The organism is Motilimonas eburnea, assembly GCF_021295345.1.
In the GTDB taxonomy this organism is placed as follows: Bacteria; Pseudomonadota; Gammaproteobacteria; order Enterobacterales; family CBDFNC01; genus Motilimonas; species Motilimonas eburnea.
This window is the reverse complement of sequence record NZ_JAIMJB010000010.1, coordinates 1-21,853: the sequence shown is the minus strand read 5'-3', so window position 1 is coordinate 21,853 and position 21,853 is coordinate 1. Positions and strand designations below refer to the sequence as shown.

21 protein-coding genes are annotated in these 21,853 nt (G+C 46.4%); 9 read left to right on the top strand and 12 right to left on the bottom strand.

The genetic code is table 11. The annotated features are described in order from the left end of the window. Window positions 1–25 precede the first annotated feature (25 nt). Entirely contained in the window at window positions 26–1,420 is a 1,395-nt protein-coding gene (locus tag K6Y21_RS11245) for an MATE family efflux transporter (protein WP_233071947.1), read from the top strand. A 100-nt stretch (window positions 1,421–1,520) separates the two neighbouring features. Here the strand turns inward: K6Y21_RS11245 and K6Y21_RS11240 are convergent, their stop codons facing one another. The 3 genes from K6Y21_RS11240 to K6Y21_RS11230 form a co-directional block, all read right to left on the bottom strand. Next, the gene (locus tag K6Y21_RS11240; RefSeq protein ID WP_233071946.1) at window positions 1,521–3,071 is read right to left on the bottom strand and encodes a cryptochrome/photolyase family protein; all 1,551 of its coding nucleotides are present in this window, start codon (window positions 3,069–3,071) and stop codon (window positions 1,521–1,523) included. A gap of 69 nt (window positions 3,072–3,140) precedes the next feature. Continuing rightward, on the bottom strand, window positions 3,141–3,887 hold the full coding sequence (locus K6Y21_RS11235; protein ID WP_233071945.1) for a DUF4397 domain-containing protein: 747 nt from the start codon (window positions 3,885–3,887) through the stop codon (window positions 3,141–3,143). Between the two features lie 115 nt (window positions 3,888–4,002). Beyond that, window positions 4,003–4,539, bottom strand: a complete 537-nt coding sequence (locus tag K6Y21_RS11230; RefSeq protein WP_233071944.1) for a DUF3124 domain-containing protein — start codon at window positions 4,537–4,539, stop codon at window positions 4,003–4,005. Between the two features lie 253 nt (window positions 4,540–4,792). On the opposite strand from K6Y21_RS11230, the gene K6Y21_RS11225 reads away from it, so the two are divergent. The 5 genes from K6Y21_RS11225 to K6Y21_RS11205 all read left to right on the top strand — a co-directional run bounded on the left by K6Y21_RS11225 (window position 4,793) and on the right by K6Y21_RS11205 (window position 10,314). After that, window positions 4,793–5,365 carry an anthranilate synthase component II gene (locus K6Y21_RS11225; protein ID WP_233071943.1) on the top strand — a complete coding sequence of 191 codons (573 nt, stop codon included), beginning with the start codon at window positions 4,793–4,795 and terminating at the stop codon, window positions 5,363–5,365. 252 nt (window positions 5,366–5,617) lie between these two features. Further along, complete coding sequence (locus tag K6Y21_RS11220; RefSeq protein WP_233071942.1) at window positions 5,618–6,835, top strand: aspartate aminotransferase family protein; 1,218 nt, start codon at window positions 5,618–5,620, stop codon at window positions 6,833–6,835. Window positions 6,836–6,921: 86 nt separating this feature from the next. Beyond that, window positions 6,922–7,938: an arginine N-succinyltransferase gene (gene astA, locus K6Y21_RS11215; RefSeq protein ID WP_233071941.1), complete on the top strand. Its 1,017-nt coding sequence runs from the start codon at window positions 6,922–6,924 to the stop codon at window positions 7,936–7,938. 60 nt (window positions 7,939–7,998) lie between these two features. Beyond that, window positions 7,999–9,456: a succinylglutamate-semialdehyde dehydrogenase gene (gene astD / locus K6Y21_RS11210; protein ID WP_233071940.1), complete on the top strand. Its 1,458-nt coding sequence runs from the start codon at window positions 7,999–8,001 to the stop codon at window positions 9,454–9,456. A gap of 51 nt (window positions 9,457–9,507) precedes the next feature. Continuing rightward, entirely contained in the window at window positions 9,508–10,314 is an 807-nt protein-coding gene (locus K6Y21_RS11205; RefSeq protein ID WP_233071939.1) for a DUF1338 domain-containing protein, read from the top strand. A gap of 225 nt (window positions 10,315–10,539) precedes the next feature. Here K6Y21_RS11205 and K6Y21_RS11200 read toward each other — a convergent pair whose 3' ends face one another. Further along, entirely contained in the window at window positions 10,540–11,898 is a 1,359-nt protein-coding gene (locus K6Y21_RS11200; protein ID WP_233071938.1) for an aminotransferase-like domain-containing protein, read from the bottom strand. A 126-nt stretch (window positions 11,899–12,024) separates the two neighbouring features. Here K6Y21_RS11200 and K6Y21_RS11195 point away from each other — a divergent pair, with 126 nt between their 5' ends. Further along, the gene (locus K6Y21_RS11195; protein ID WP_233071937.1) at window positions 12,025–12,891 is read left to right on the top strand and encodes an NAD(P)-dependent oxidoreductase; all 867 of its coding nucleotides are present in this window, start codon (window positions 12,025–12,027) and stop codon (window positions 12,889–12,891) included. Between the two features lies 1 nt (window position 12,892). On the opposite strand, the gene msrA is transcribed toward K6Y21_RS11195, so the two are convergent. After that, a complete protein-coding gene (gene msrA, locus K6Y21_RS11190) occupies window positions 12,893–13,522 on the bottom strand; it encodes a peptide-methionine (S)-S-oxide reductase MsrA (RefSeq protein WP_233071936.1) in 630 nt (209 codons plus the stop codon). A gap of 227 nt (window positions 13,523–13,749) precedes the next feature. Here msrA and glpX point away from each other — a divergent pair, with 227 nt between their 5' ends. After that, window positions 13,750–14,760 carry a class II fructose-bisphosphatase gene (glpX, locus tag K6Y21_RS11185; protein WP_233071935.1) on the top strand — a complete coding sequence of 337 codons (1,011 nt, stop codon included), beginning with the start codon at window positions 13,750–13,752 and terminating at the stop codon, window positions 14,758–14,760. A gap of 76 nt (window positions 14,761–14,836) precedes the next feature. On the opposite strand, the gene K6Y21_RS11180 is transcribed toward glpX, so the two are convergent. From K6Y21_RS11180 to K6Y21_RS11165, 4 genes are all read right to left on the bottom strand, one after another. Next, a complete protein-coding gene (locus K6Y21_RS11180) occupies window positions 14,837–15,451 on the bottom strand; it encodes a LysR substrate-binding domain-containing protein (RefSeq protein WP_349629492.1) in 615 nt (204 codons plus the stop codon). A 19-nt stretch (window positions 15,452–15,470) separates the two neighbouring features. After that, a complete protein-coding gene (locus K6Y21_RS11175) occupies window positions 15,471–15,758 on the bottom strand; it encodes a helix-turn-helix domain-containing protein (RefSeq protein WP_233071933.1) in 288 nt (95 codons plus the stop codon). Then, window positions 15,751–16,671 (bottom strand): LysR family transcriptional regulator, encoded by a 921-nt coding sequence (locus tag K6Y21_RS11170; RefSeq protein WP_233071932.1) that lies wholly within the window; start codon window positions 16,669–16,671, stop codon window positions 15,751–15,753. The genes K6Y21_RS11175 and K6Y21_RS11170 overlap by 8 nt, the downstream gene beginning before the upstream one ends. Window positions 16,672–16,787: 116 nt before the next feature. Continuing rightward, window positions 16,788–17,747: an OmpA family protein gene (locus K6Y21_RS11165; RefSeq protein ID WP_233071931.1), complete on the bottom strand. Its 960-nt coding sequence runs from the start codon at window positions 17,745–17,747 to the stop codon at window positions 16,788–16,790. Between the two features lie 322 nt (window positions 17,748–18,069). Between K6Y21_RS11165 and K6Y21_RS11160 the strand changes: the two genes are divergently transcribed. Then, window positions 18,070–19,401 carry a TraB/GumN family protein gene (locus tag K6Y21_RS11160; protein WP_233071930.1) on the top strand — a complete coding sequence of 444 codons (1,332 nt, stop codon included), beginning with the start codon at window positions 18,070–18,072 and terminating at the stop codon, window positions 19,399–19,401. 67 nt (window positions 19,402–19,468) lie between these two features. On the opposite strand, the gene K6Y21_RS11155 is transcribed toward K6Y21_RS11160, so the two are convergent. The 3 genes from K6Y21_RS11155 to K6Y21_RS11145 all read right to left on the bottom strand — a co-directional run bounded on the left by K6Y21_RS11155 (window position 19,469) and on the right by K6Y21_RS11145 (window position 21,350). Then, entirely contained in the window at window positions 19,469–20,275 is an 807-nt protein-coding gene (locus K6Y21_RS11155; RefSeq protein WP_233071929.1) for a DsbA family protein, read from the bottom strand. Window positions 20,276–20,417: 142 nt separating this feature from the next. Next, complete coding sequence (locus tag K6Y21_RS11150; RefSeq protein WP_233071928.1) at window positions 20,418–20,840, bottom strand: hypothetical protein; 423 nt, start codon at window positions 20,838–20,840, stop codon at window positions 20,418–20,420. A 150-nt stretch (window positions 20,841–20,990) separates the two neighbouring features. Then, entirely contained in the window at window positions 20,991–21,350 is a 360-nt protein-coding gene (locus K6Y21_RS11145) for a HEPN domain-containing protein (protein WP_233071927.1), read from the bottom strand. Window positions 21,351–21,853: the final 503 nt, after the last annotated feature.

Sequence of the window (21,853 nt, the reverse complement as noted above, 5' to 3'; positions counted from 1 at the left end):
TTAACCCCCCTTATTCGGAGCACGCATGAAGGCCTTATTTCAATCAGCCGATCGCCAGTTTTGGCGTCAAGTTCGTAGCATTGCTATTCCCGTAGCGGTGCAATCTTTGCTGTTTTCAATGCTTGCTTTGGTGGATGCCTTGATGGTGGCAAGCCTTGGCGATGAAGCCGTCGCGGCGGTTGGCCTTGGCGGTCGGGTGCTATTTTTTAATCTGCTCGCCATTATCGGAAGTAGCGCGGGGGTGGCCATTTTGGCAGCGCAATATTTTGGCGCCAATAACATCGCGGGAGTAAAGCGCACCTTAGCTCAGTCTTTTATTATGTCTATGCTCATTACCTTACCGTTCGCCCTGCTTTACTTGGTAGCGCCAAGTTGGGTGATAGGATTGGCAGGGGGAGAGGGCGAGTTTAACCAGTTGGCGACTCAGTATCTATTGCTAACGGGTTGGACCGTTATTTTTACCGCCATTGCCGTGCCCATTGAATCTATGTTGCGTGCGGTAGGCGAAGCCAAAATGCCCACTTATATCAGTGTGTTTACCGTGTTTCTGAACGCGGCTCTCAATGCTTTATTAATTTTTGGCCTATGGGGATTCCCCGAGTGGGGCGTGATGGGCGCCGCGGTAGGTACGGCTATTTCTCGCTTAGTCCAAACCTTGATGCTGGTTATTTACATGTACAAGTGGCGCGGTCAGTACACTCCGCGTTGGCAAGACTACAAAGATGGCCTAGTGAAAAAAGCACGCCAACGCTATTTGAGTATTGCTTTTCCCGCCATGCTGCAAAATGGGGGCTGGGCCTTAGGTACGGTAACCTACAGTTTTTTATTAGGTCACATTAGCATCAGTGCCTTGGCGGTCATGAGTATTTTAGGGCCGATTGAATCACTTGTGTTATCTGGATTTTTTGGCCTAGGTGTTGCTACCGCAACCTTAGTAGGGCAAGAGCTCGGCGCCGAGCAATATGAACGTGCGTGGAATAAAGCCTGGCTGCTTATTATTACAGGCGTGGGTATTGCCTTGTGTATTGGCCCTATGACGTACTTTGGCTTAGTTTGGATTGAGCAGGGCTTGATCATGCTTAATACACCTGAGCTGGACATGGCGCTACAGGTATTGTTGATCCTTGCATTTGCTATCCCATTACGCGTGTTTAACATGATGGGGATATCGGGCGCATTGCGCAGTGGGGGTGATATGAAATATGCGGCCTTTATCGACATCTTTGGTTTATGGGGCATAGGCATTCCGATTGCTTTGTTTACCATCTTTGTCTTGGGCTGGCCACTGCCTTGGGTGATGATGGCTATTCTCACCGAAGAAGTAGTGAAAATAGTGCTGGTGCTTAGACGTATTCATGGCAAGCGTTGGCTAGCTAACCTCGTCAACGAGCCCGATGCAGTGCCCGCTGCCGCAGCCTAATGTGTTGGCTCCCCCTGTGGCAGCCCAGTCATGGGGCGATTTGGTCACCTTCTTTATCGCTGCATGCCTGCAGCTCCCACTTAGCTGCGGCTCTTACTCGCTATAAATCCTCTATATTGGCTAAATATTGCTGCGCTTGAGCCAAGATGCTTTGCTGTTGCTCGGGCGTTTGGTTATCCCAATTGCGATAGACCATGCCGATGCGTGGGTTGTTAGCTAAGCGCTCGCGGTGCTTTATCATAAATTGCCAATATAAACTGTTAAAGGGGCAGGCGCCTTCGCCGTCGCGTTGTTTGACTTGATAGTGGCACTCTTTACAGTAATCACTCATCTTGTTGATGTAATTGCCGCTGGCGGCATAAGGTTTGGTGGCGATAATGCCGCCGTCGGCAAATTGGCTCATGCCGCGGGTGTTGGGCATTTCAACCCATTCAATGGCATCGATATAGATGCCTAAATACCAAGCGTCCATGGCATCGGGGTGTATGCCGGCAAGCAGGGCAAAGTTGCCAGTGATCATTAAACGCTGAATATGATGGGCGTAGCTGGTTTCAAGGGATTGCTTGATGGCATGGCCCATGCAGTTCATTTTGGTGTTGCCGTGCCAATAAAACGTGGGCAAGGCGCGCTGGGCACCCAGACTATTTAGCTCGCTATAGTTGGGCATATTGGCCCAATACACGCCACGCACGTATTCGCGCCAGCCCAAGATTTGCCGCACAAAGCCTTCCACTTGCGCGAGGCTTATCTGCTCGGGACGTTGCTCAAATGCGCTTATGGCCGCTTGTATCACTTGCATTGGATGTAAGATTTTGAGGTTAAGGGCAAAGGATAAGCGCGAATGATACAAGCTCCATTGATGTGGGCTGTTGGCGGTCATGGCATCTTGAAACTGGCCAAAATTTGGCAAGCAGTGTTGACAGAAATAATCCAATAAGGCGAGGGCTTGCTGGCGATTAATCGGCCAAGGCAAGGGGTCGCTAACTTCCCCTAGGGTGATGACATTGTGGCGCTCAAGGCGAGCTAAAATGCCCTTAATTGGATTTTCAAATAAAAGTGGCGCAGGTATTTTAGCGAGATCGGCGGGCTTAAACTTATTGCGGTTTTGCGCGTCATAATTCCACTTTCCACCTAACGGCTTGCCATCTTCCATCAGCAGGTTAAAGCGTTTACGCAGCTTGCGATAAAAGCCTTCCATTAGTACATGCTTGTTGGGTTTGAAATAGTTACTCAGCTCTGTAAAAGGCACTAAAAAATGCTCGCTGTCCCACTCACTGATGGCGACCTTATGGATTTGCAGATTAAGCAGCTGCTGGCGCAGGCGATATTCATCGGGGCGTTGGTATTGTAACTGCTTGATGCCATGTTGCTGGCATAGTTGCGAGAGTAAATCCGGCAAGTCTTGATAAGCTTGGCTTGCATCTAGGGTTAAATGCAGCACTTGATGCCCCGCTTTTTTTAATGCGCCAGCAAAGCCCTGCATGGCGGCAAAAAATGCGCACACCTTTTGCGCGTGATGGCGCGCATAATCGGTTTCTTGTTTGAGCTCGGCAATAAGATAGAGCACGCCACTGTTTTTTGTTTGGTACCAAGTGTGACTGGCGTTAAGTTGGTCACCTAAAATTAGGCGTAGGGTGTGGTATTGAGTCATTTGTGCAGGCTGCGTTTACATTAATACAGTGTAAACGCAGCAGCAAAAGGGAGGGATCAGTTTGATGATTTACTCTGTCGGCTCTTTATACCGTAATAAGCTGACTTGATTCGAAGAAGGTGATTTTGGCGTCACGAAGACTTGGTAACTGCTTTCATTGTCTAAGTAAATATTCGTATCAAGCAATTGATTTTCTGGTACATCGGGGTTTAGATTGGCTTTTACGACACGTAACCGATAACCACCGCTGGTGCTCACGTTAATATGGCTAGTGACGGAGACTTTGCCATATTGCAAATTGCTTGCGCGTTTGTAATTGTCGACGTACACATCCACATCTTGCCAATACTGTGGGTAAGCGTGAATAAAGCGAAGCCGAATCTGATCTGTGTTGACCTTGCTGGTAAAAATTTGACTGGTACGCATCGACGGTCGAGTTAGCCCGATTTGTTCAACATCACCAAATTGATACAGTAAATACTCCATGCCGCGCTCAAGGGGAACTTGATGGGTTTCAACTATGTCTTCACGACTATTAGAATCAATGGCCTTAATCAGGTAAGTACGTCGCTCGTCACTGCCTAAGTCGAACTTCACGCGCGCTGAGTAATCACCGTAGTTCAGGTTGGTAGCCAAATCTTCGGTCCACACGCCTTTCGAGTCCGTATTTTGCACATCAATTTGTGGGGCGACAAGGTTAACCGCTCTGATGTAGCTGAGGTTTTTCCAGTCATCTGAATCGCCAATGATAAATTCGCAGGCGCTTAGTGTTAGTGCGGTCATACTAACAACGAGTAGTTTTGTGATGTGATTCATACTACTTATTCGATCCTTGTTGAGGCCTAACATCCGGTTAGGCCAGTGGTATGTAGATAGATGATACTAAATCATTTTAGCTGTACTAATGCTGTACTGAAGCTGAATTAAGATACTAATTAGCACGGCTGGTGAAAGAAATGCGACTGCCTTTGTGCTCACCTACCATGACAGCTTCGAAAATAGGCCGAGAGCTTGCTTCATCGGCGCTCCATGACACATAGAAATTGGCGCCCACGCCTCCTGCTATGTCTCGCTTTTCAGATAAAAACTCCGCGGTTGCCATTGGTGCGACTTTTATCGGGTTACTGAGGTAGCTTTTCACTAGCTTACCTTGAGTGTCATAGTACTCAACCGAGTTGATAAGTAAGGGATATTTTTTGTCGGTATTTCTCAGCGTCAACGTGGCTGCCAGCAAAACGGGCTGTCCATCGTCAACATAAATATGAGAATAACTTGGTACGTATGTCGTATTAATGGTGTCGGTAGGCATTGCATCAAGTGGCTTTAAATGATCCAGCTGTGCAACTTGATAGCTTAACTTAGATTCTATGCTTTCAACGGAGTTGATTAAGTTGCCTAGGTAAACACAGAAACTAATGACGAGGATTAATGACACAACGGAAGCACTTTGAAGCAATAGTTTACGCATGTTTTCACCTTTTCCCTGCTAATTTCACTGTGTGATTTTACAGGAGCTATGCCTATTATTGTATAGGTATATATAGCTACATTGAGCCTTATCATGGCTCAATAGCGTGTTGTTAACCTTTGTGTTTCTCTCTATAATTTCCCTTTTCTAATAGCCCGCCAGCCTTTTGGCAACCGCGTCAACGACAATGAGCAGCGAATCAAGGTTCAAGTAACCATTTGTGTATCGTTGCTATACAACTTATAGGCTCTTCATGCTGTTAATGATCGACAATTACGATTCTTTTACCTACAACCTGTACCAATACTTTGGTGAGCTAGGTGTTGACGTGATCGTGAAGCGCAACGATCAAATTTCGCTCAAAGAAATCGGTGACATGACCCCCGAGCATTTGGTTATTTCGCCTGGCCCCTGCACCCCAAATGAGGCGGGTATCTCGTTGGCGGCCATTGAACGCTTTGCGGGGCAAATTCCGATTCTTGGCGTGTGTTTGGGGCATCAGAGTATCGGCCAAGTGTTTGGTGCCAAGGTCGTGCGTGCTAATCAAGTGATGCATGGTAAAACCTGCCCAATTGAACACGATGGTAACGGTGTTTTTACCGGCCTAGACAATCCTTTAACGGTAACGCGTTACCACAGTTTAGTGCTTGCGCCCGAGAGCTTACCCGATTGTTTTGAAGTCAGTGCCTTTACCGAGCACCTAGGGCCGAAAGAGATCATGGGGATCCGCCATAAGTACCTTGCCGTTGAAGGGGTGCAGTTTCACCCAGAGAGCATCTTGTCGCAGCAAGGTCTGCAATTATTAAACAATTTCATACGCCAATAATGAAAGTGTGGGTTTTGAATTTTTATTCATAATTTTTATTTTTTACCTAGATTTAATTGGGGTTATTGGTTACTTTATTCATTAATTGTGATTAAGTATTTTTCTGTAATAGCTCTGATTTGAGGCTGTCAGGCGAATATTTTTTTGCACAAATATTGTCGATTTTTAAAACAACCCACATAATTAACAAATCATTAACATAATATGGTTGTTTATTCTGTCTTTAGGGTGCAAACAAAGAGGGATGTAGTGATGTCAGAACATGAAGCAGTTTCAAGAGCCTTATTTGATCAAGTTATGGTGCCAAATTATGCGCCTTCAGCGGTGATCCCGGTACGAGGCGAAGGGTCGCGCGTGTGGGATCAGCAAGGCAATGACTACATCGACCTTGCTGGGGGCATTGCCGTGAACTGTTTGGGGCATGCCCATCCTGCTTTAGTCGCGGCGCTTAAAGATCAAGGTGAGAAAATTTGGCATGTGAGTAATATTTGGACCAACGAGCCCGCACTGCGTCTGGCCAAAAAGCTAGTGGATGCCACTTTTGCAGAAAAAGTGTTTTTTGCCAATTCGGGGGCGGAAGCCAATGAAGCCGCCCTTAAGCTGGCGCGTCGTTATGCCATTGAGCATTTCGGTGAAGACAAAGTAGAGATCATCGCTTTTAATCAAGGTTTCCATGGCCGTACCTTTTTTACCGTGACGGCGGGAGGGCAAGCGATTTACTCTGATGGCTTTGGCCCTAAACCAGGCGCCATCACCCATGTTGATTACAATGATTTGGCTGCATTAGAAGCGGCAATTAGCGATAAAACCTGTGCCGTATTAGTTGAGCCAATGCAAGGTGAAGGTGGGGTTATCAATGCCGATGCTGAGTTTATTAAAGGCGTGCGTGCGTTATGTAATCAGCACAATGCGTTGTTGATTTTTGATGAAGTGCAAACGGGTGTAGGCAGAACGGGTGAGTTGTATGCCTATATGGGTGCAGAGGTGGTGCCTGATATTCTAACCAGCGCCAAAGCCTTGGGCGGCGGTTTCCCGATTGCGGCGATGCTCACAACCAGCAAAATTGCCGAGAGCTTAAAAGTGGGCACCCATGGCAGTACCTATGGTGGTAACGCGTTAGCATGTGCGGTGGCAGAAGCGGCGTTTGATATCGTGAATACCCCTGAAATGCTAGCGGGCGTGAAGCAAAAAGAGCAAGTGTTTAAAGCCCATTTAGCTAAACTCAATGAGCAATTTAACTTATTTGCTGATATTCGTGGTCAGGGCCTATTGATAGGTGCCGAATTAGTGCCTGAGTACCATGGCAAAGCCCGTGATATCTTAGTCGCCGCAGCGGATGCTGGATTGATGATGCTGGTGGCTGGCCCGAATGTGTTGCGGTTTGCTCCGGCACTAAATATTACCGATGAAGAAATTGAGCTTGGATTTGCTCGCTTACAAACTGCAATCGCTCAGGTGGTAGGCTCATAAATCTGCTGTGCGCCGTCTTAAGGGGCGGCGCAAATTTCAAAGGAGACTGCTGTTACTTAAGCAAGCCCTAAGATGGAGTACAGTTTATGCTCGTGATCCGTCCTATTCAATCTAACGATCTCGGTGCCCTTATGGTGATGGCACAAGAGTCTGGCGTTGGCTTTACCTCTCTCCCCGTCAACGAAGCTCTGCTGCAACGTAAAATTACCCACTCTATTGATTCTTTTGAGCAAGATGTTAAACAGCCCGGTGACCAAGGCTACTTGATGGTGGCAGAAGACACCACGAGAGGTGAAATCATTGGCACCACGGCCATTGAAGCCGCCGTGGGCATGAACGCTCCTTTTTATAATTATCATGTCGGCAAAGTGGTGCACTCCTCCCCTACATTAGGGGTTTATAACCTAGTCGAAATTCTAACCTTAAGTAATGATTACACTGGGGTTTCTGAGCTTTGTACGCTATTTTTACGCGAGCCATATCGCAGTAGCCACGCTGGGCGATTGTTATCGCGTTGTCGGTTTTTATTGATGGCGGAGCATCGCAAACGGTTTGCTGCGACAGTGATTGCCGAAATGCGCGGGGTGAGCGATGAAGATGGCCGTTCGCCATTTTGGGTGTGGTTAGAACAAAACTTTTTTTCGGTCGATTTTCCCACTGTTGATCACCTAACGGGCCTGGGTAATAAGCAATTCATCGCCGAATTAATGCCCAAATACCCTATCTACATTAGTTTGCTTAGCCCGCAGGCTCAAAAAGTCATTGGTCAAGTACACGAAAAAACCTTGCCCGCCCTTAAGTTACTCGAAGGTGAGGGGTTTCATAAGAATGGTTACATCGACATTTTTGATGCTGGCCCCACCGTAGAATGCCCCATTGAGCATATTCGTTCGGTGCGAGATTGTTTGCGTTTGCAGGTGGAAATTGGCGCGCCAATAGACCAAGCTGAATATATCGTGAGCAATATTTCTTGCCGAAACTTTCGTGCCACCGTGGCCTCTATGAGTGTGTCATTGAAGCACCACAAAGCGGTTTTAAATAGCGATGTCGCTGAAGCTTTGCAAGTTGTGGCGGGAGATACGGTGCGAGTTTTGCCTTTATAGCACCAATTAAATTGCGCGATCTTTTTGCTGAATTCTCTGGTAAGAGACCAAGGAGGCATGATGCATTTAATTAATGGAATATGGCTTGAAGGGCGAGGGGAGCCCATTGTCTCAGTGAACCCCGCTAATAACGATATTTGTTGGCAGGATTTGTCTGCCGATGCTGATCAGGTCGCTCAGGCGGTGCAAGCTGCGCGTGACGCTTTCTCGAGTTGGTCGCAAACCTCTTTTGCTGAACGTGAAGTCTTAGTGAGCCAGTTTGCCAATAAATTAACCAAAGCTAAGGGGATGTTAGCTCAAGTTATCGCTAAAGAAACCGGTAAACCCTTGTGGGAAAGTGAAACCGAAGTGGCCGCCATGATAGGTAAAATAGCCATCTCTATTAAGGCCTTTAAGGAGCGCAGCGGTGAGATTGAAAACCCCATCCCCGATGCGCGTGCGTTCGTGCGTCACAAGCCTCATGGCGTGGTGGCGGTGTTTGGCCCTTATAATTTCCCCGGTCATTTACCGAATGGCCATATTGTACCGGCCTTATTAGCTGGCAATACCGTGGTATTTAAACCATCGGAACTCACCCCGCAAACGGCAGAAATCACCTTAGGTTTATGGCTTCAGGCTGGGCTACCAGAAGGCGTGATTAATTTAATTCAAGGCGATGTGGCAACAGGACAAGCATTAGCAAGCCAAAAAGATATTGATGGATTGTTTTTTACCGGTAGCAGCCGAACGGGACTGCTTTTGCATCAACAGTTTGCTCATCAGCCAGAAAAAATATTAGCCCTTGAAATGGGGGGCAATAACCCCTTAGTTGTCGCGGGGGTCACCGATATAAGGGCGGCGGTTTACCATATTATTCAAAGTGCCTATTTAACGGCGGGGCAGCGTTGTACTTGTGCTCGTCGGCTATTTTTACCCAGTAATGAGCAAGGTGATCGCTTACTCAGCGACTTAATTAAGGCGGTGAAATCCATCAAAGTCGACAATTTTGATGCCCAGCCACAACCCTTTATGGGCGCGGTGATTTCTTACGACGCGGCGCAAAAATTGCTCGATGCGCAGCAACAATTACTCAAACTGGGCGGTCAGGCTTTGGTGCCAATGGCCTTGTTACGAAAAAACACTGGGCTACTCAGCCCCGGCTTAATCGACGTGTCGGCCATTGATGAACTCCCTGATGAAGAATATTTTGGCCCCTTATTACAAGTGATTCGTTACCAAACCTTCGAACAAGCTATTGCGATGGCTAACAATACTCGGTTTGGCCTTGCTGCTGGCTTGCTGGCAGATGATGAAAGCTTATATCGCACCTTCTATCAGCAAATACGCGCAGGCATCGTTAATTGGAACAAACCGTTAACGGGCGCCAGTAGTGCGGCTCCCTTTGGTGGGATTGGCGCCAGTGGTAACCACAGACCCAGTGCTTACTATGCGGCTGATTATTGCTCGTATCCAGTGGCATCGGTTGAAGTTGAACAGCTCAGTCTTCCTAGCTCCTTGGTGCCCGGACTCAGCGTTTGAGCAATGCCGCCTTGTTCTAAGGCGGCTTTTTTTAATCATAAGGAGGGCATTATGGCGTGTACACGAGAACAGCTATTTGAGCAGCTTTGGCTGCAATTTCTCGCAGTGACCCCCAGCGCTAAAAAGATCCATCAATTGCTTGGGCACGGTCAGCCGGTGCAAAATGATCATATTGCCTTGCGCACCTTTGACCTAACACCGGTGAATTTAAAGGTGCTGGCGAAGCCTTGGCTCGCTTTGGGCTATGAGGCCAAAGATAAGTATGAGTTTAAGGCTAAGAAGCTCAATGCACAGCATTTTGCCCACCCTGATCCTGCGGCTCCCTTAGTCTTTATCAGTGAGCTTAAAGTGGCTGAGTTTTCCGAGCGAGCCCAAGCCATTATTCGCGATCTGGTAGCGCAAGTTGATCCGGCCATCTTAGGCCAAGCCGAGATGCTTTACAGTGGCGCTTTGTGGCGCACCCAATATCATTGCTATCAGGCTTTACTAGAAGAGAGTGAATATGCCGCTTGGCTGGCGGCTTGGGGTTATCGCGCTAATCACTTTACGGTGAATGTGAATGCGCTAGCCGGGTTTTCCGATTTAGCTCAGGTCAACCAAGCGCTGCATCAAGCGGGGTTTGCCCTTAATAATACCGGTGGGGAGATCAAAGGCGGCCCTGAAGTGTATTTAGCCCAATCCGCTACCCTAGCCGATAGTGCGCAGGTGGACTTTTTGGATGAAAGTCATGTTATCCCAAGTTGCTTTTATGAATTTGCTCAGCGCTACACTTTACCCAATGGTGAGTTATACCGTGGCTTTGTTGAGGGCAATGCCGATAAAATCTTCCACAGCACGGATAATCAACACCGCTTGTAGGAGTAGCAGTCATGCTGCGATTTTGAGTACTTGGTATTACAATTTATCGCCGCATTACTGCGGCTCCTACCTAAATCTGAGGAGGGTGCTTAAGTAGCTTGTTTAGGGTTTCTTTAATATACCATTCCCGGAGCAAGCTCCGGTCCCACAGTTACACAAACTGTCAACACTCATTCTCCCAGTGGGAGGCGAGCTTGCTCGGCGAAGGAGCACAACAGTTGCCACCTAAATCTGAGGAGGGTGCTCAAGTAGCTTGTTTAGGGTTTCAAGGCCTTGGCGCAGTACTTGTTGGCTACTGGGCGCCATCAAGGATAAGCGAACAGCGTTTGCTGCTTGGTGTTTATCGACACTAAAATGCGCCGCGCTACTGACTATTACACCACGCGCCATGGCGGCTTGGCGAAAAGACTCACAGGTCCAAGGGGCCGGTAAATGTAGCCAGCAGTGATAGCTGCGCAGCTGGGACTCAACATGCCATTGGCCTAAAATTTGGCGCATGATTTTTTGTCTTTGCTCGGCTTGTGCTATTTGCTGGCGCATCATTTTACCTAGTCGCTTTTGCTGGTAAAGGCGGGCCATGATTTCAAGGCTTAGGCCATTGTTCATCCAAATCTGATGACGGATTTGGCTGTTAAGTTGTGCGCTAAATTGAGCTGGGGCATAAATAAAGCCAACGCGAAGGCCGGGCAAAATGGCTTTAGATAAGCTAGACACATAAAAGCTTTGCTCGGGGATGAGGTTATACAGCGGCGGATATTGGCCCAAATTCAAGAACCCATAAATATCATCATCGAGTAGCCATAGCCGATATTGTTTCACTACTTTAGCAATGGCTTGGCGTCGCTTGATGGACATGATCGCTGTGCTGGGGTTTTGGTAACTGGCCACCACCAATACCAGTTTAATATTGTGCTTCTCACAAGCCTCGGCCAAGCTTTGCGGGCACATGCCTTGTTGATCCATTTCGATGGGCACCACTTGGCGCCCCAGTTGTTGGCAAATACTTAAGGCACCGGGGTAAACCCATTTCTCCAACGCTATCTTATCGCCCACTTGGGTCAAGGTCGTGATCAGTAAATACAAGGCATGCTGGGCTCCTTGACTAAATACCAATTGAGCTGGATTTTGGGCATTCACACCTAAACTTTGCAGCCACTGACAGGCCATGGCTTGGTAAGGGGTGAGGCTGTGTTCATCTGGGTAGTTTAATAGCGAGGTTGCCATCGGCTGCTCAGCAAAACTGGCCATCACTTGGTCAAAGTCAGCTTGAACTAATTCGGGTAAAGGTTGAATGATGGATAAATTGCAACTTTGCTGCCCGGTTTGGATCACGCTGTTTAAATCTTGCTGACCAGCAACAAAGGTGCCCTTGCCAATGCGACTCACTAAATAGCCTTGTTGTTCGACCAAACGATAGGTACGGCTGATGGTAGTAGGGGTAAGTTGTAATTGTTTAGCCAACTGACGAATGGGGGGTAAGGCTTGCCCTGGCGTTAAGATGCCAAGGTGAATATCACGAATAAGTTGCTCTGCTAAGGCGCGATAGCCAGTTAGGTGTGAAGAGGTTGTAGGTTGCCAGCTCATCTTGTTAGTTGTGTAATACAGTTTTTTAAATTGTATTACCTTTGTCTAACCAATGGCAGTTATTTTCTCTGTTGATTTACGTATTAAAGTTTATAGTCAATAACATAAACGAACAGGAGGTCAGCAATGAAACTAGCATTTATTGGATTAGGGGTAATGGGGTATCCGATGGCGGGGCACTTGCAACAGGCAGGCCATCAGGTCACGGTTTACAATCGTACCCAAACTAAAGCGCAGGCTTGGGCGCAGCAATACGGTGGGCAAGCCGCAACAACTCCTGCGCTGGCGGCGGTTGATGCCGATATGGTCTTAATGTGCGTAGGCAACGATCAAGATGTGCGCGCTGTGGTTTATGGTGAGCAGGGCATTCTAGCGGGTTGTAAATCGGGCGCTATCTTGGTTGATCACACCACCACCTCCGCTGAGTTGGCGCAAGAACTCGCACAGGCTTGTGCGAAGCAGAATATTGGCTTTATTGACGCGCCAGTTTCGGGCGGTCAAGCGGGGGCCGAAAAGGGCTGTTTAACCATCATGTGTGGCGGTGAGCAGAGCGAGTTTGATGCCATTAAAGCCGTCATTGCTGCCTACAGCAAAAGCGCTGCGTTACTTGGCAACCATGGCGCAGGGCAAAAATGTAAAATGGTGAATCAAATATGCGTTGCCGGCTTGCTACAAGGTTTAGCCGAGGGTATTCACTTTGCGCAGCAAGCTGGCCTAGACGTCGAGCAAGTGATCAAGGTGATCCAGCATGGCGCGGCGCAATCATGGCAGATGGACAACCGTGCAAGTACCATGAATAACAATCAGTTTGACTTTGGCTTTGCTATCGATTGGATGCGTAAAGATCTTGGCTTTTGTCTTGATGAAGCCAAACGCAACGGTGCTAAGTTACCCGTCACCGAGTTAGTTGATAGCTACTATAGTGAACTACAACAACGCGGCGAGGGGCGCTCAGATACCTCGGTGTTAATTAAACGATTAAACCAAGATTGACTTAAGGCTGGGGCGGCAGGCAAACACCATTAGCACCTAAGCCACAATAACCATTGGGGTTTTTGGCTAAGTACTGCTGGTGGTATTGCTCGGCGTAATAAAAGCTTTGCCAAGGCAAGATTTCCGTGGTGATAGCGGCGTTCATGCCCTTTTCTTGCAGGGCCTGTTGAAATAAGGCTTGGCTTTGTATGGCAAGGGCTAAATCGGCGTCGTTGTCACAATAAATAGCGCTGCGATACTGAGTGCCGAGGTCATTGCCTTGGCGCATGCCTTGAGTGGGATTGTGCTGTTGCCAAAATAACGTGAGTAATTGATAGAGGCTAACTTCCCTTGGATCATATATCACTTCAACTAATTCGGTATGGCCAGTCATGCCAGTGCACACTTCTTCGTAGCTCGGGTTGGGCGTAAAGCCACCGCCATAGCCAACACTGGTGAACTTTACCCCCGTTTGCTGCCAAAATAAGCGCTCAGCGCCCCAAAAACAGCCCATCCCAAACCAGACCTTGTTTAAATCGGCTACACTTGATAATTGTGTATTAAAAACAAAGTGTTCACTTGGGGTGTAGATGGCTTGTTGACGTCCGGGTAACGCTTGGTCGGCATCGATCATGTGTTGTAAGCCTGCCATATTACTTCCTTAATCTATGAATCGGTTTGAAGCCAAAATTTATCGCAAAAGGATCATATTGGCGTCATTTGGGTATAAGATACGCCTGTTAAAACAGATTAATCCAGTTGTTATACGAATTAATAAGATAAAAAGACTTATTCCTGTATTTATAGCAGCTAATACTATGCCGTTATAAGGTCGTTTTGTGCTAATATCGCGACCGCGGCAACTTGGAGTAGTGAAAGATGAGACGTGAGTTAGCGATCGAAATTTCCCGAGTCACAGAAGCAGCAGCATTGGCTGCGTATAAGTGGGTTGGTCGGGGCGACAAAAATATAGCAGATGGCGCGGCAGTGGAAGCGATGCGTCACATTCTGAACCAAATTGATATTGATGGCGAAATCGTTATTGGTGAAGGCGAGATTGATGAAGCGCCCATGCTTTACATAGGTGAGCATGTGGGTAGCGGCAAGGGTGACGCGGTAGATATCGCGGTTGACCCGATCGAAGGCACGCGCATGACGGCCATGGGGCAATCCAACGCGGTGGCGGTTATTGCGGTCGCTGAAAAAGGCATGTTCCTTAAAGCGCCTGATATGTATATGGAAAAACTAATCGTTGGTCCCGATGCCAAAGATGCCATCGATTTGAATCGCTCCTTGGAGCAAAACCTAAAAGCCATTGCATTTGCACTGGGTAAGCCGCTAGACAAGTTAACTTGTGCGACGTTGGCCAAGCCGCGTCACGACAAAGCCATTAAAGAAATGCAAGGCTTGGGCGTTCGGGTATTTGCTATTCCTGATGGCGACGTAGCGGCGTCGGTGATGGCTTGTATGCCAGACAGCGAGGTCGACTTGCTTTATTGTATAGGCGGCGCGCCTGAGGGCGTGATTTCTGCCGCGGTTGTACGTGCCTTAGACGGCAATATGCAAGCGCGTTTATTACCTCGTCCTTTGGTGAAAGAGCCAACGGAAGAAAATATCCGCATTGGCGAAGAAGAAGAGCAGCGCTGTGAAGCCTTAGGTATTAAAGTGAAAGAGGTGCTTAAGTTAGAAGAATTAGCGCAAAATGATAACGTCATTTTCTCTGCAACCGGTATCACCAAAGGTGATTTACTCGAAGGCGTGGCGGTCAATGGCCGGTTAGCCACCACTGAAACCTTAGTGATCCGAGGTAAATCAAGAACCGTGCGTCGTATTCACTCGACTCATTACCTGGATCGTAAAGACCAAGCACTAAAAGACATTATTTTTTAATAGGCCTTTCTGAGTATAACAACCAGCCCATGTCGGCTGGTTTTTTTATGCCTGTTTTACTGGTTAGTAATACTGCTCAGCAATATTGTTTAATCACATCTAGCCAAAGTTGACGGAACCAGCGGTGTAATGGGTCTTTGTGGCTTCGACTATGCCAGTAAAGCATCAAATCCACAGCCGGAATAGAAGGTATGTCGAGAGCACATAAAGTGTGTTTAGTTGGCTCTTGAGTAGTGAATTCGCTGGGTAATACCGCGATATGTTTACCGGCTTTGAGTCCCGCGATTAACACAGCCATGGAGCTAGTGTGTAATGTAACCTGACGTTTTAGTTTATGTTGCTTAAAGAGGTTGTCTACCTGAGGTTCAACGGCTCCCGCAGGGCTGTAACGAATATGACTGTACTGAGCGATGTCAGCGAGGGTCAGGTTATTTTTTGTTGCTAAGGGGTGGCTTACCATGACAAAAAATCGATAGTTCATACGAGCAATTTGCCTAGCATGAATATTGGCTGGCGCATCGAACATACCTCCTAACACCAGATCTAAATCGCCTTGTTCTAGTAACTCCACTATGTTTTTGGGTCGATAGACAAACTCAACCGCAAGATTGGGGGCGGCTTGTCGTAGCTGTGTTAATACATCGGGCAAGAATTGCGATGCAGCTAGGTCAATAGCACTAAAGCGAAAGATACCATTGGCATTTGCTGGATCAAACGGGGGGGGGCTGTAAAATGCTATTTGCTAAAGCCAAACTACTTTCCAAATGGGGCTTTAGTTTTAGTGCTTTGGCACTCAGCTCAAATTGTTTATTAGCCCGAATTAGAATCGGATCATCTAATATTTGGCGCAGTTTGGCCAAGCGTTGGCTCATGGCGGGTTGCGTTAATTGCAGCCGCTCTGCTGCTTTACCCACTTGTTTTTCTTCTAGGATGACCGCCAAGGCTACCAGCAGATTCATATCAGTTTGCTGCAGTAATAATAGCTCTGATTTAAGCATGGGGCTCCTTGAGTGGAGAAAGTAAAACGTACTGTTGATAGGTAGCAAAAAATATGGCTCGAGCCCATTCATGCATGGGCTGATGAGTTAGGTGCTGTGGCCAAACTAGATAATTATCGACATAACCCATGGGACTATGGCTATAGCTATCATTGTTTGTTTGCTGAAGTAATAAATGCAGCAATGAATTAGGCACTAAAGCACCGAAATATTCAGTTTTTAGCGCGGCAAGCATGACAAGTAATGAGCTAGAGCGAAAGCTTGTTGTACTGCCAAGCTGTTTCGATTCTTGGGTTTGAGCAAACTCCATGCTCTCTGCTAAGGCGTAGCTGGCATGGGTAAGCGGACGGGTTGTTTTAGCATACTGTCCTTGCAATAAGTGCCATGGCTCACTGCCTATGGCGATACTATGACAATTGTCGGGTAGCTGGTTAAATGCTCCAATGGCGAAGTCTAAATGGCCATTACTGAGTTGGGCTGCCATGTGCTCACTGGGAGAGACGAGTTCTAGCTCCAAAAATGGCGCCTGCTCGGCAAAGATACTTAGCAGCGCTTCGATGCAAAGGCTTGCCGCTAGATCATTCATACTAAAGCGGATCACGCCACGGACTCGACTTGCGTCAAATTCTGCGCCTTGAAAAACGAGACTGGTTACTTGAGCAAACTCGGTTAATTGGCGCTTTAGTGCTTGGGCGCGATTAGTCAGGATCATGCCTTTACTGCCTTTGATCAGTAAAGGATCATCGAATAACTCTCTTGCTCGATTCAATACATGACTGATTGCCGATTGGGTCATTCCTAAACGCTCGGCGGCGCGAGAAACATGTGCTTCATCGAGTAACACTGCAAGGTTAACAAGGAGGTTAAGGTTTGATTGGTGCAAACTGGTTAGGGTGGCAGGATCGTTTTTCATTTCCGACAAAGTTAGGGTATTTGTCGGTAAAATAGCAGTAAATGCGTGATTGGGGAATTCTAAAACCTATTTAATCACGCAGCGCGCTAAGCTCGCTGCGTGATAGTGTCTCAAGATTATTTAACTTCGACTTGAGTTTCGCCTGTGATGTCGATGATCACATTACGATCTTGAGCACGTTCGCTCTCGGCAATGCCTTTAGCGTCCGTGTCACCTTTCCAATTAGTGTCGATGTCTTCAAGGTTAACACCTTGTTGTACAAGGTAAGATTGTACTGAGGTGGCACGAGCTTGTGATAGACGCTCGTTATACTCTTTGTTACCTAAGTGATCGGTTGCGCCGATCAAACGAATCTTAGCAGTATCATTAGCACGGTAGAACTCAATCGCTTGATCTAGTTGTTGCTTAGCTGTGCTGGTTAACGCATAAGAATCAAAGCCAAACAATACCGCATCAGAATATTGGTTCACTTGCGTTTCATAAACTGGAGCTGGCTCAATTGGCTCAGGCTCAACGGGTAATGGCTCGATCACTACTTGCTCTTGACCGCGGCCAAAGTGTGCAACTAATTCGATACCAAAGTTATTCACGTCTGTTTTCACGTTGTGTGAACGACCAATATTTTCAATGCGACGGTAGCGAGCCTGTACATCTAAGGTATCGTTGATGCGGTAAGTCGCACCTACACCACCTAGTGGTGATAAACCTTCATCACGGTGACCCAAAGAGTCAGAGCGGTAGCCAAAAGCACCTACTTCACCAAATAGAGAAACATTCTCAGTAAGCGGTAAACGACCGATGATAGAGGTGTTGATACCTTGAAGAATGCTGTCTTCGCCCGGTAGTTCAGTTTTACCTAAGTGGTTGTAACCTGCTTCAATAGCAAAGTTATCGTTAAATTGGTAACCCGCAAAACCATTAAAACTTTGGCTATTGTCATCACAAGATGCTGCGTTCACTTGGTCACAAGTGTCTTCGTGTTGAGCTAAACCGGCACCACCACCGATATAAGTGTTACCAGCGAATGCGAAACTAGACGTTAAAGCTAATGTAATTGCAAGAGATAATTTTTTCATTGTCTACCTTTATATTCTTATTGTGAATCAGTAACTCGCTACTTATATGGAGCGTTTGAGCTGATGGAGGGCAGTTTAGGGGGGACACACAGATAAGAGAATAGAGTTAGATTAATGTGAGATATGAATACGGCTTATACTTGTGTGATCTGTGTCTCTATTTTTATCCTAGTCAAGTTGAGACGACCACCTCAAACTGGTCAAAAAATCGATGAACCAGAAGTGTGAATTGATTTATTTGTTATGTGTTGCGATAGGTGTCAAATAATTTTCTATTAATTTCATTATATTAGCTTCAGAGTTTGCTTTTACTGAGGTTACTATGATTAAAACTTTATTGATTGGCTGTAGTGTACTACTGCTCTGTGCGTGTGGCGGCGGAGGAGGGGGGACTGAAGGAAATTCTGATAATAATGCGGTAACCCCTACGTACACCGCTTTTACCAGTACCCATATGGATGCCGATAATAGTGATATCCAACCTATTATCGATCGGCTGAAAGATTATGATGTGGTGAGTTTGGGCGAGCCCTCCCATTCCGGCTCTGTGGTACACTTTTTAAAAAGTCGATTACTCAAAGGCATGCATCAGCAAGGCCAACTCGATATGATCGTGTTTGAAGCCGGCTTTTATGATGGCTTAGCGGCTTGGGAAAACTATTTAACGGGTAAGCAGCCCTTAATTGAAGCGATTACTGGCCCCGATGCCAACTATATGTATATGCATCGCCATAGTTTAGGTGTCTCGCAGATTGTTAATTATGTGAATGACGTGGATCAAGTTAATGATCCGCTGATCTTAGTGGGCTTTGACACCCGTATAAACAGTGATCCTGCTTGTGTGGTTAAGCCTGAACTTGGCACAAGTGTGATGCTAAATGAATTAGAAACTTATCTCGTTAATGCAGCCATCAGCACCGAAGACATGGCCGCTATTCATCAAGTAGCGCCGGTAATGATGTGCCCTTGGTACACAGATGTGGTTTATCAGGGTGATTATGATTTACATTGGAAGTTGCTGTTGGCTTTATTTGAGCTTGAGGCAAAACTCACCGCGCAAGTCCCTAACGAAACTATTCCAGCTTATGACCCTACACAACCTCGCAACTTTCGCGATTATGCCAGTTTCTGGCTTCAAATCGTGAAAGGGATGCAAGCCCATGCCAAGATGCAATATGAAGATTATTACCCCGTTGCTGACATCAGCTCGGCTGATAACGTGCGTTGGTTAAGGGAAGTTTGGTTTGGAGCAACCCAGCAAACAGCCCTTTGGGCGCATAATATTCACATTTCAAAACACGCCGATACCGTGCCAACAGCCATGAAGCGAAATCAGCCAAGTTTGTCTATGTACAGCATCCTTGTATTAGATAACGGCGGAACGTATGCACCTTACACTCCTGACCATACCCAATGGAAAATTGATACAGAGAGCTTTACATACCCTGATTTCAGCCTAAATGCGAAGCTAGCTGACATGCAATTGCCAAATGCATTTTTTGACTTTGATGCTGAGAATCGCAGTAATCAACTGTTTTCTGGGGGTAATTTTATATATGGGGTACCCCAAGGAGGGCTCGTTGCCCCTCATGAGGTGATGGATGGGATGATTTTTATTCCGGTAGAAGAGGCCACTAAATCGCGTTACGAATAAACAAGGCTCGTTGACAACGAACTAGAAAACAAGCCTATGCCAGTCGCATAGGCTTGTCATATCGAGCTTATTTTTCACTCAGCCAAACAATGGCTTGTTCCATTTGCTCTATGCTGTCAAAGCCACGGTTTAGCAGCACGTATTTACCACCCACCACTAAGGTTGGTACACCGGTACTTTGTAGTTTGCTTTCTACCGCAAAAGAGGCATCTAATTCAGCTTTTAGCTCATCTGACTGGCTGTAAGCTTCAAATTTGGCTTTATCCACACCTTGCTCGGCAAGGAAGGCTTCAAAGCTGGCTTGATCTTTTACCGTGCCATTTTGGCGCGCTTCAAAATAAGCCGGGTGCGCTTTTTCTAGTACATTAAAGTGTTTAAATGCTTGGAAAATCACCGCATCAAATACCCAGTTTTGATTCAGTAATGACGCATTAACCGTCACTTTTAGCGCTTCGTTATCTTTTAACTTGTACATCAATGGCTCGGTGGCCTTACAGGCTGGGCAGCCATACCAGAAAAATTCATGGACTTCGTTTGGCTGCGCCGCAATCGCAGTTTCTAACACACGATAGTGCACATCTTGTTGGAACGGGTCATTGGCGGTAGCAATCGCAGCTTCAGTCAGGACCGGCTCATCGTTATGAGCATGGCCTTCATGTGCATCTTTGGCACTTGCTTCACCTTCTTCAGCTTGCTCAGTTGCCGCTTCTGGCTCGGTAGTTGGCTCATTAGTTGGCGCCGCAGTGGGTTCTGTGGTGGCAACAACTTCAGCTGATTCAGCAGGCTTGGTTTCGGCTGGCGTGGTTTGCTCAGAGCAGGCCACTAGACTGGCGCCGAATAATACGGCAAGGCTTAATTTGGTAATCGGCTTCATAATTCGTCCATTGATGATAGCTAAATAAATAAAGGCCTGATTATGCCTGAGATAAATCCATAAGCCACTAGCTTGACTTAACTTTACACAATTTAGTGCGCTAAGTGGTGAAGAGTGCTAGCTGTAATGGTGCTCGTTTTGGTTATGGCTTTTTTTTCGGGGGAGCCCTTCGCTTCGAATTTTCTTTAAACCAAGCATTAGCGGTAGGGGTCAGCAGATAGATGATACCAATAAAAAACAGCAGAAATTGCATCGCCGATAGTAGCGCGGGGTATAGTTCTGGCTCTAAAAATATCCTTTTGTAGTATGAGTCCAACACTGATAACTGTAATACGATAAATAAAATTCTTGCCCAATTTTCGCCAAAATAAATGGCCAAAAAAACTCCTACATAGATGGCTTCAAACACGATGAATGAAAACATCAGCTTGCCATTTATCAGCATCATTTCAATATTTGCTTTAAAAAGCAGGCTCCAAACAAAGCCAATAATGACGCTAATCGCTACTAAGGTTATCCCAAGGGTTGCATTGTTAGGTTTTAATACTTTTTCTTCGACATCCATGGCATCGTTTTCCTAAGCTTGGCAAGGTTGTAAGAGCCCAAAAAAAGAATAGCTTATCTTAACAGACGCACTCTACTGATAGCAGCGCAGCCATATTAAGGTTACGTCGCTTTTCAAGCACAGTGCGATAAAGGAATCATCTTATTTGTCTTAAAAGCCTAACTGATGTAAGCATTGGTTTTGGCAGTCTTGTTCTTTGTATTCTTTTATCTGGTCTATGATCACATGGTTTGACTTAATTATTTCATTGGGTAAGTGCTTTAAGCTGCTTTCTAGTAATTGCTCAGAGTAGAACAGCGCGTCGTCATACTTTCCTGCCCTGATCGACTTTGCTAACACTAAAAAGTCCTTCGCATGGAGTAGATCCTGGGAATAACTGTCTTCGATGCTTATGTTTAATTGTCTGAGTAGAGCGTACTTGTAGCCCTCTCCGCCAGCTAAAGCGCCGATTCCAATGAGTAGCACCGCAGGCAATAACTTCGCTGGTTTTTTCAATAATGTGTTTTTCATGGGGCCTTACCAAGGTATCGCTGCTTGAAGCTGGTTAACAGTGTTCATCTTCGAAACTTTCTTTTACGCAGAGATAATAGCGAAAATACACCAAGGCTGCTCAATAAGAAGACGAAAAAAGTGAGGGAGCGAAATAGCCATTGTGATGCTTCAATGCTGTTGATTTTATAGATTGTTAAAGTTATTGAAATCAATTACAAGAGGGATAAGTTAAAGCAAAGTACCACATGGCCCACGTTTTTTCCTAACCAAACCAAAACTATTGACATGACAAGCAGCAAGCCATACGTATATGAAAATAGGTTATGGATAAAAATAAAATGAGAAAGCGCAGTTAAGCCACTCAATAAGCAGCCAATTATAGCGCCAGTGTTAATTGACGTGGTTTAATTGATACGACTAACCCAGTTAAGACATAATTGATTTAACTGGAGATTGAAATGACAACACGTAAAACCTATTCAAAAGAATTCAAACTTGATGCCATTGCACTGGTACGAGAG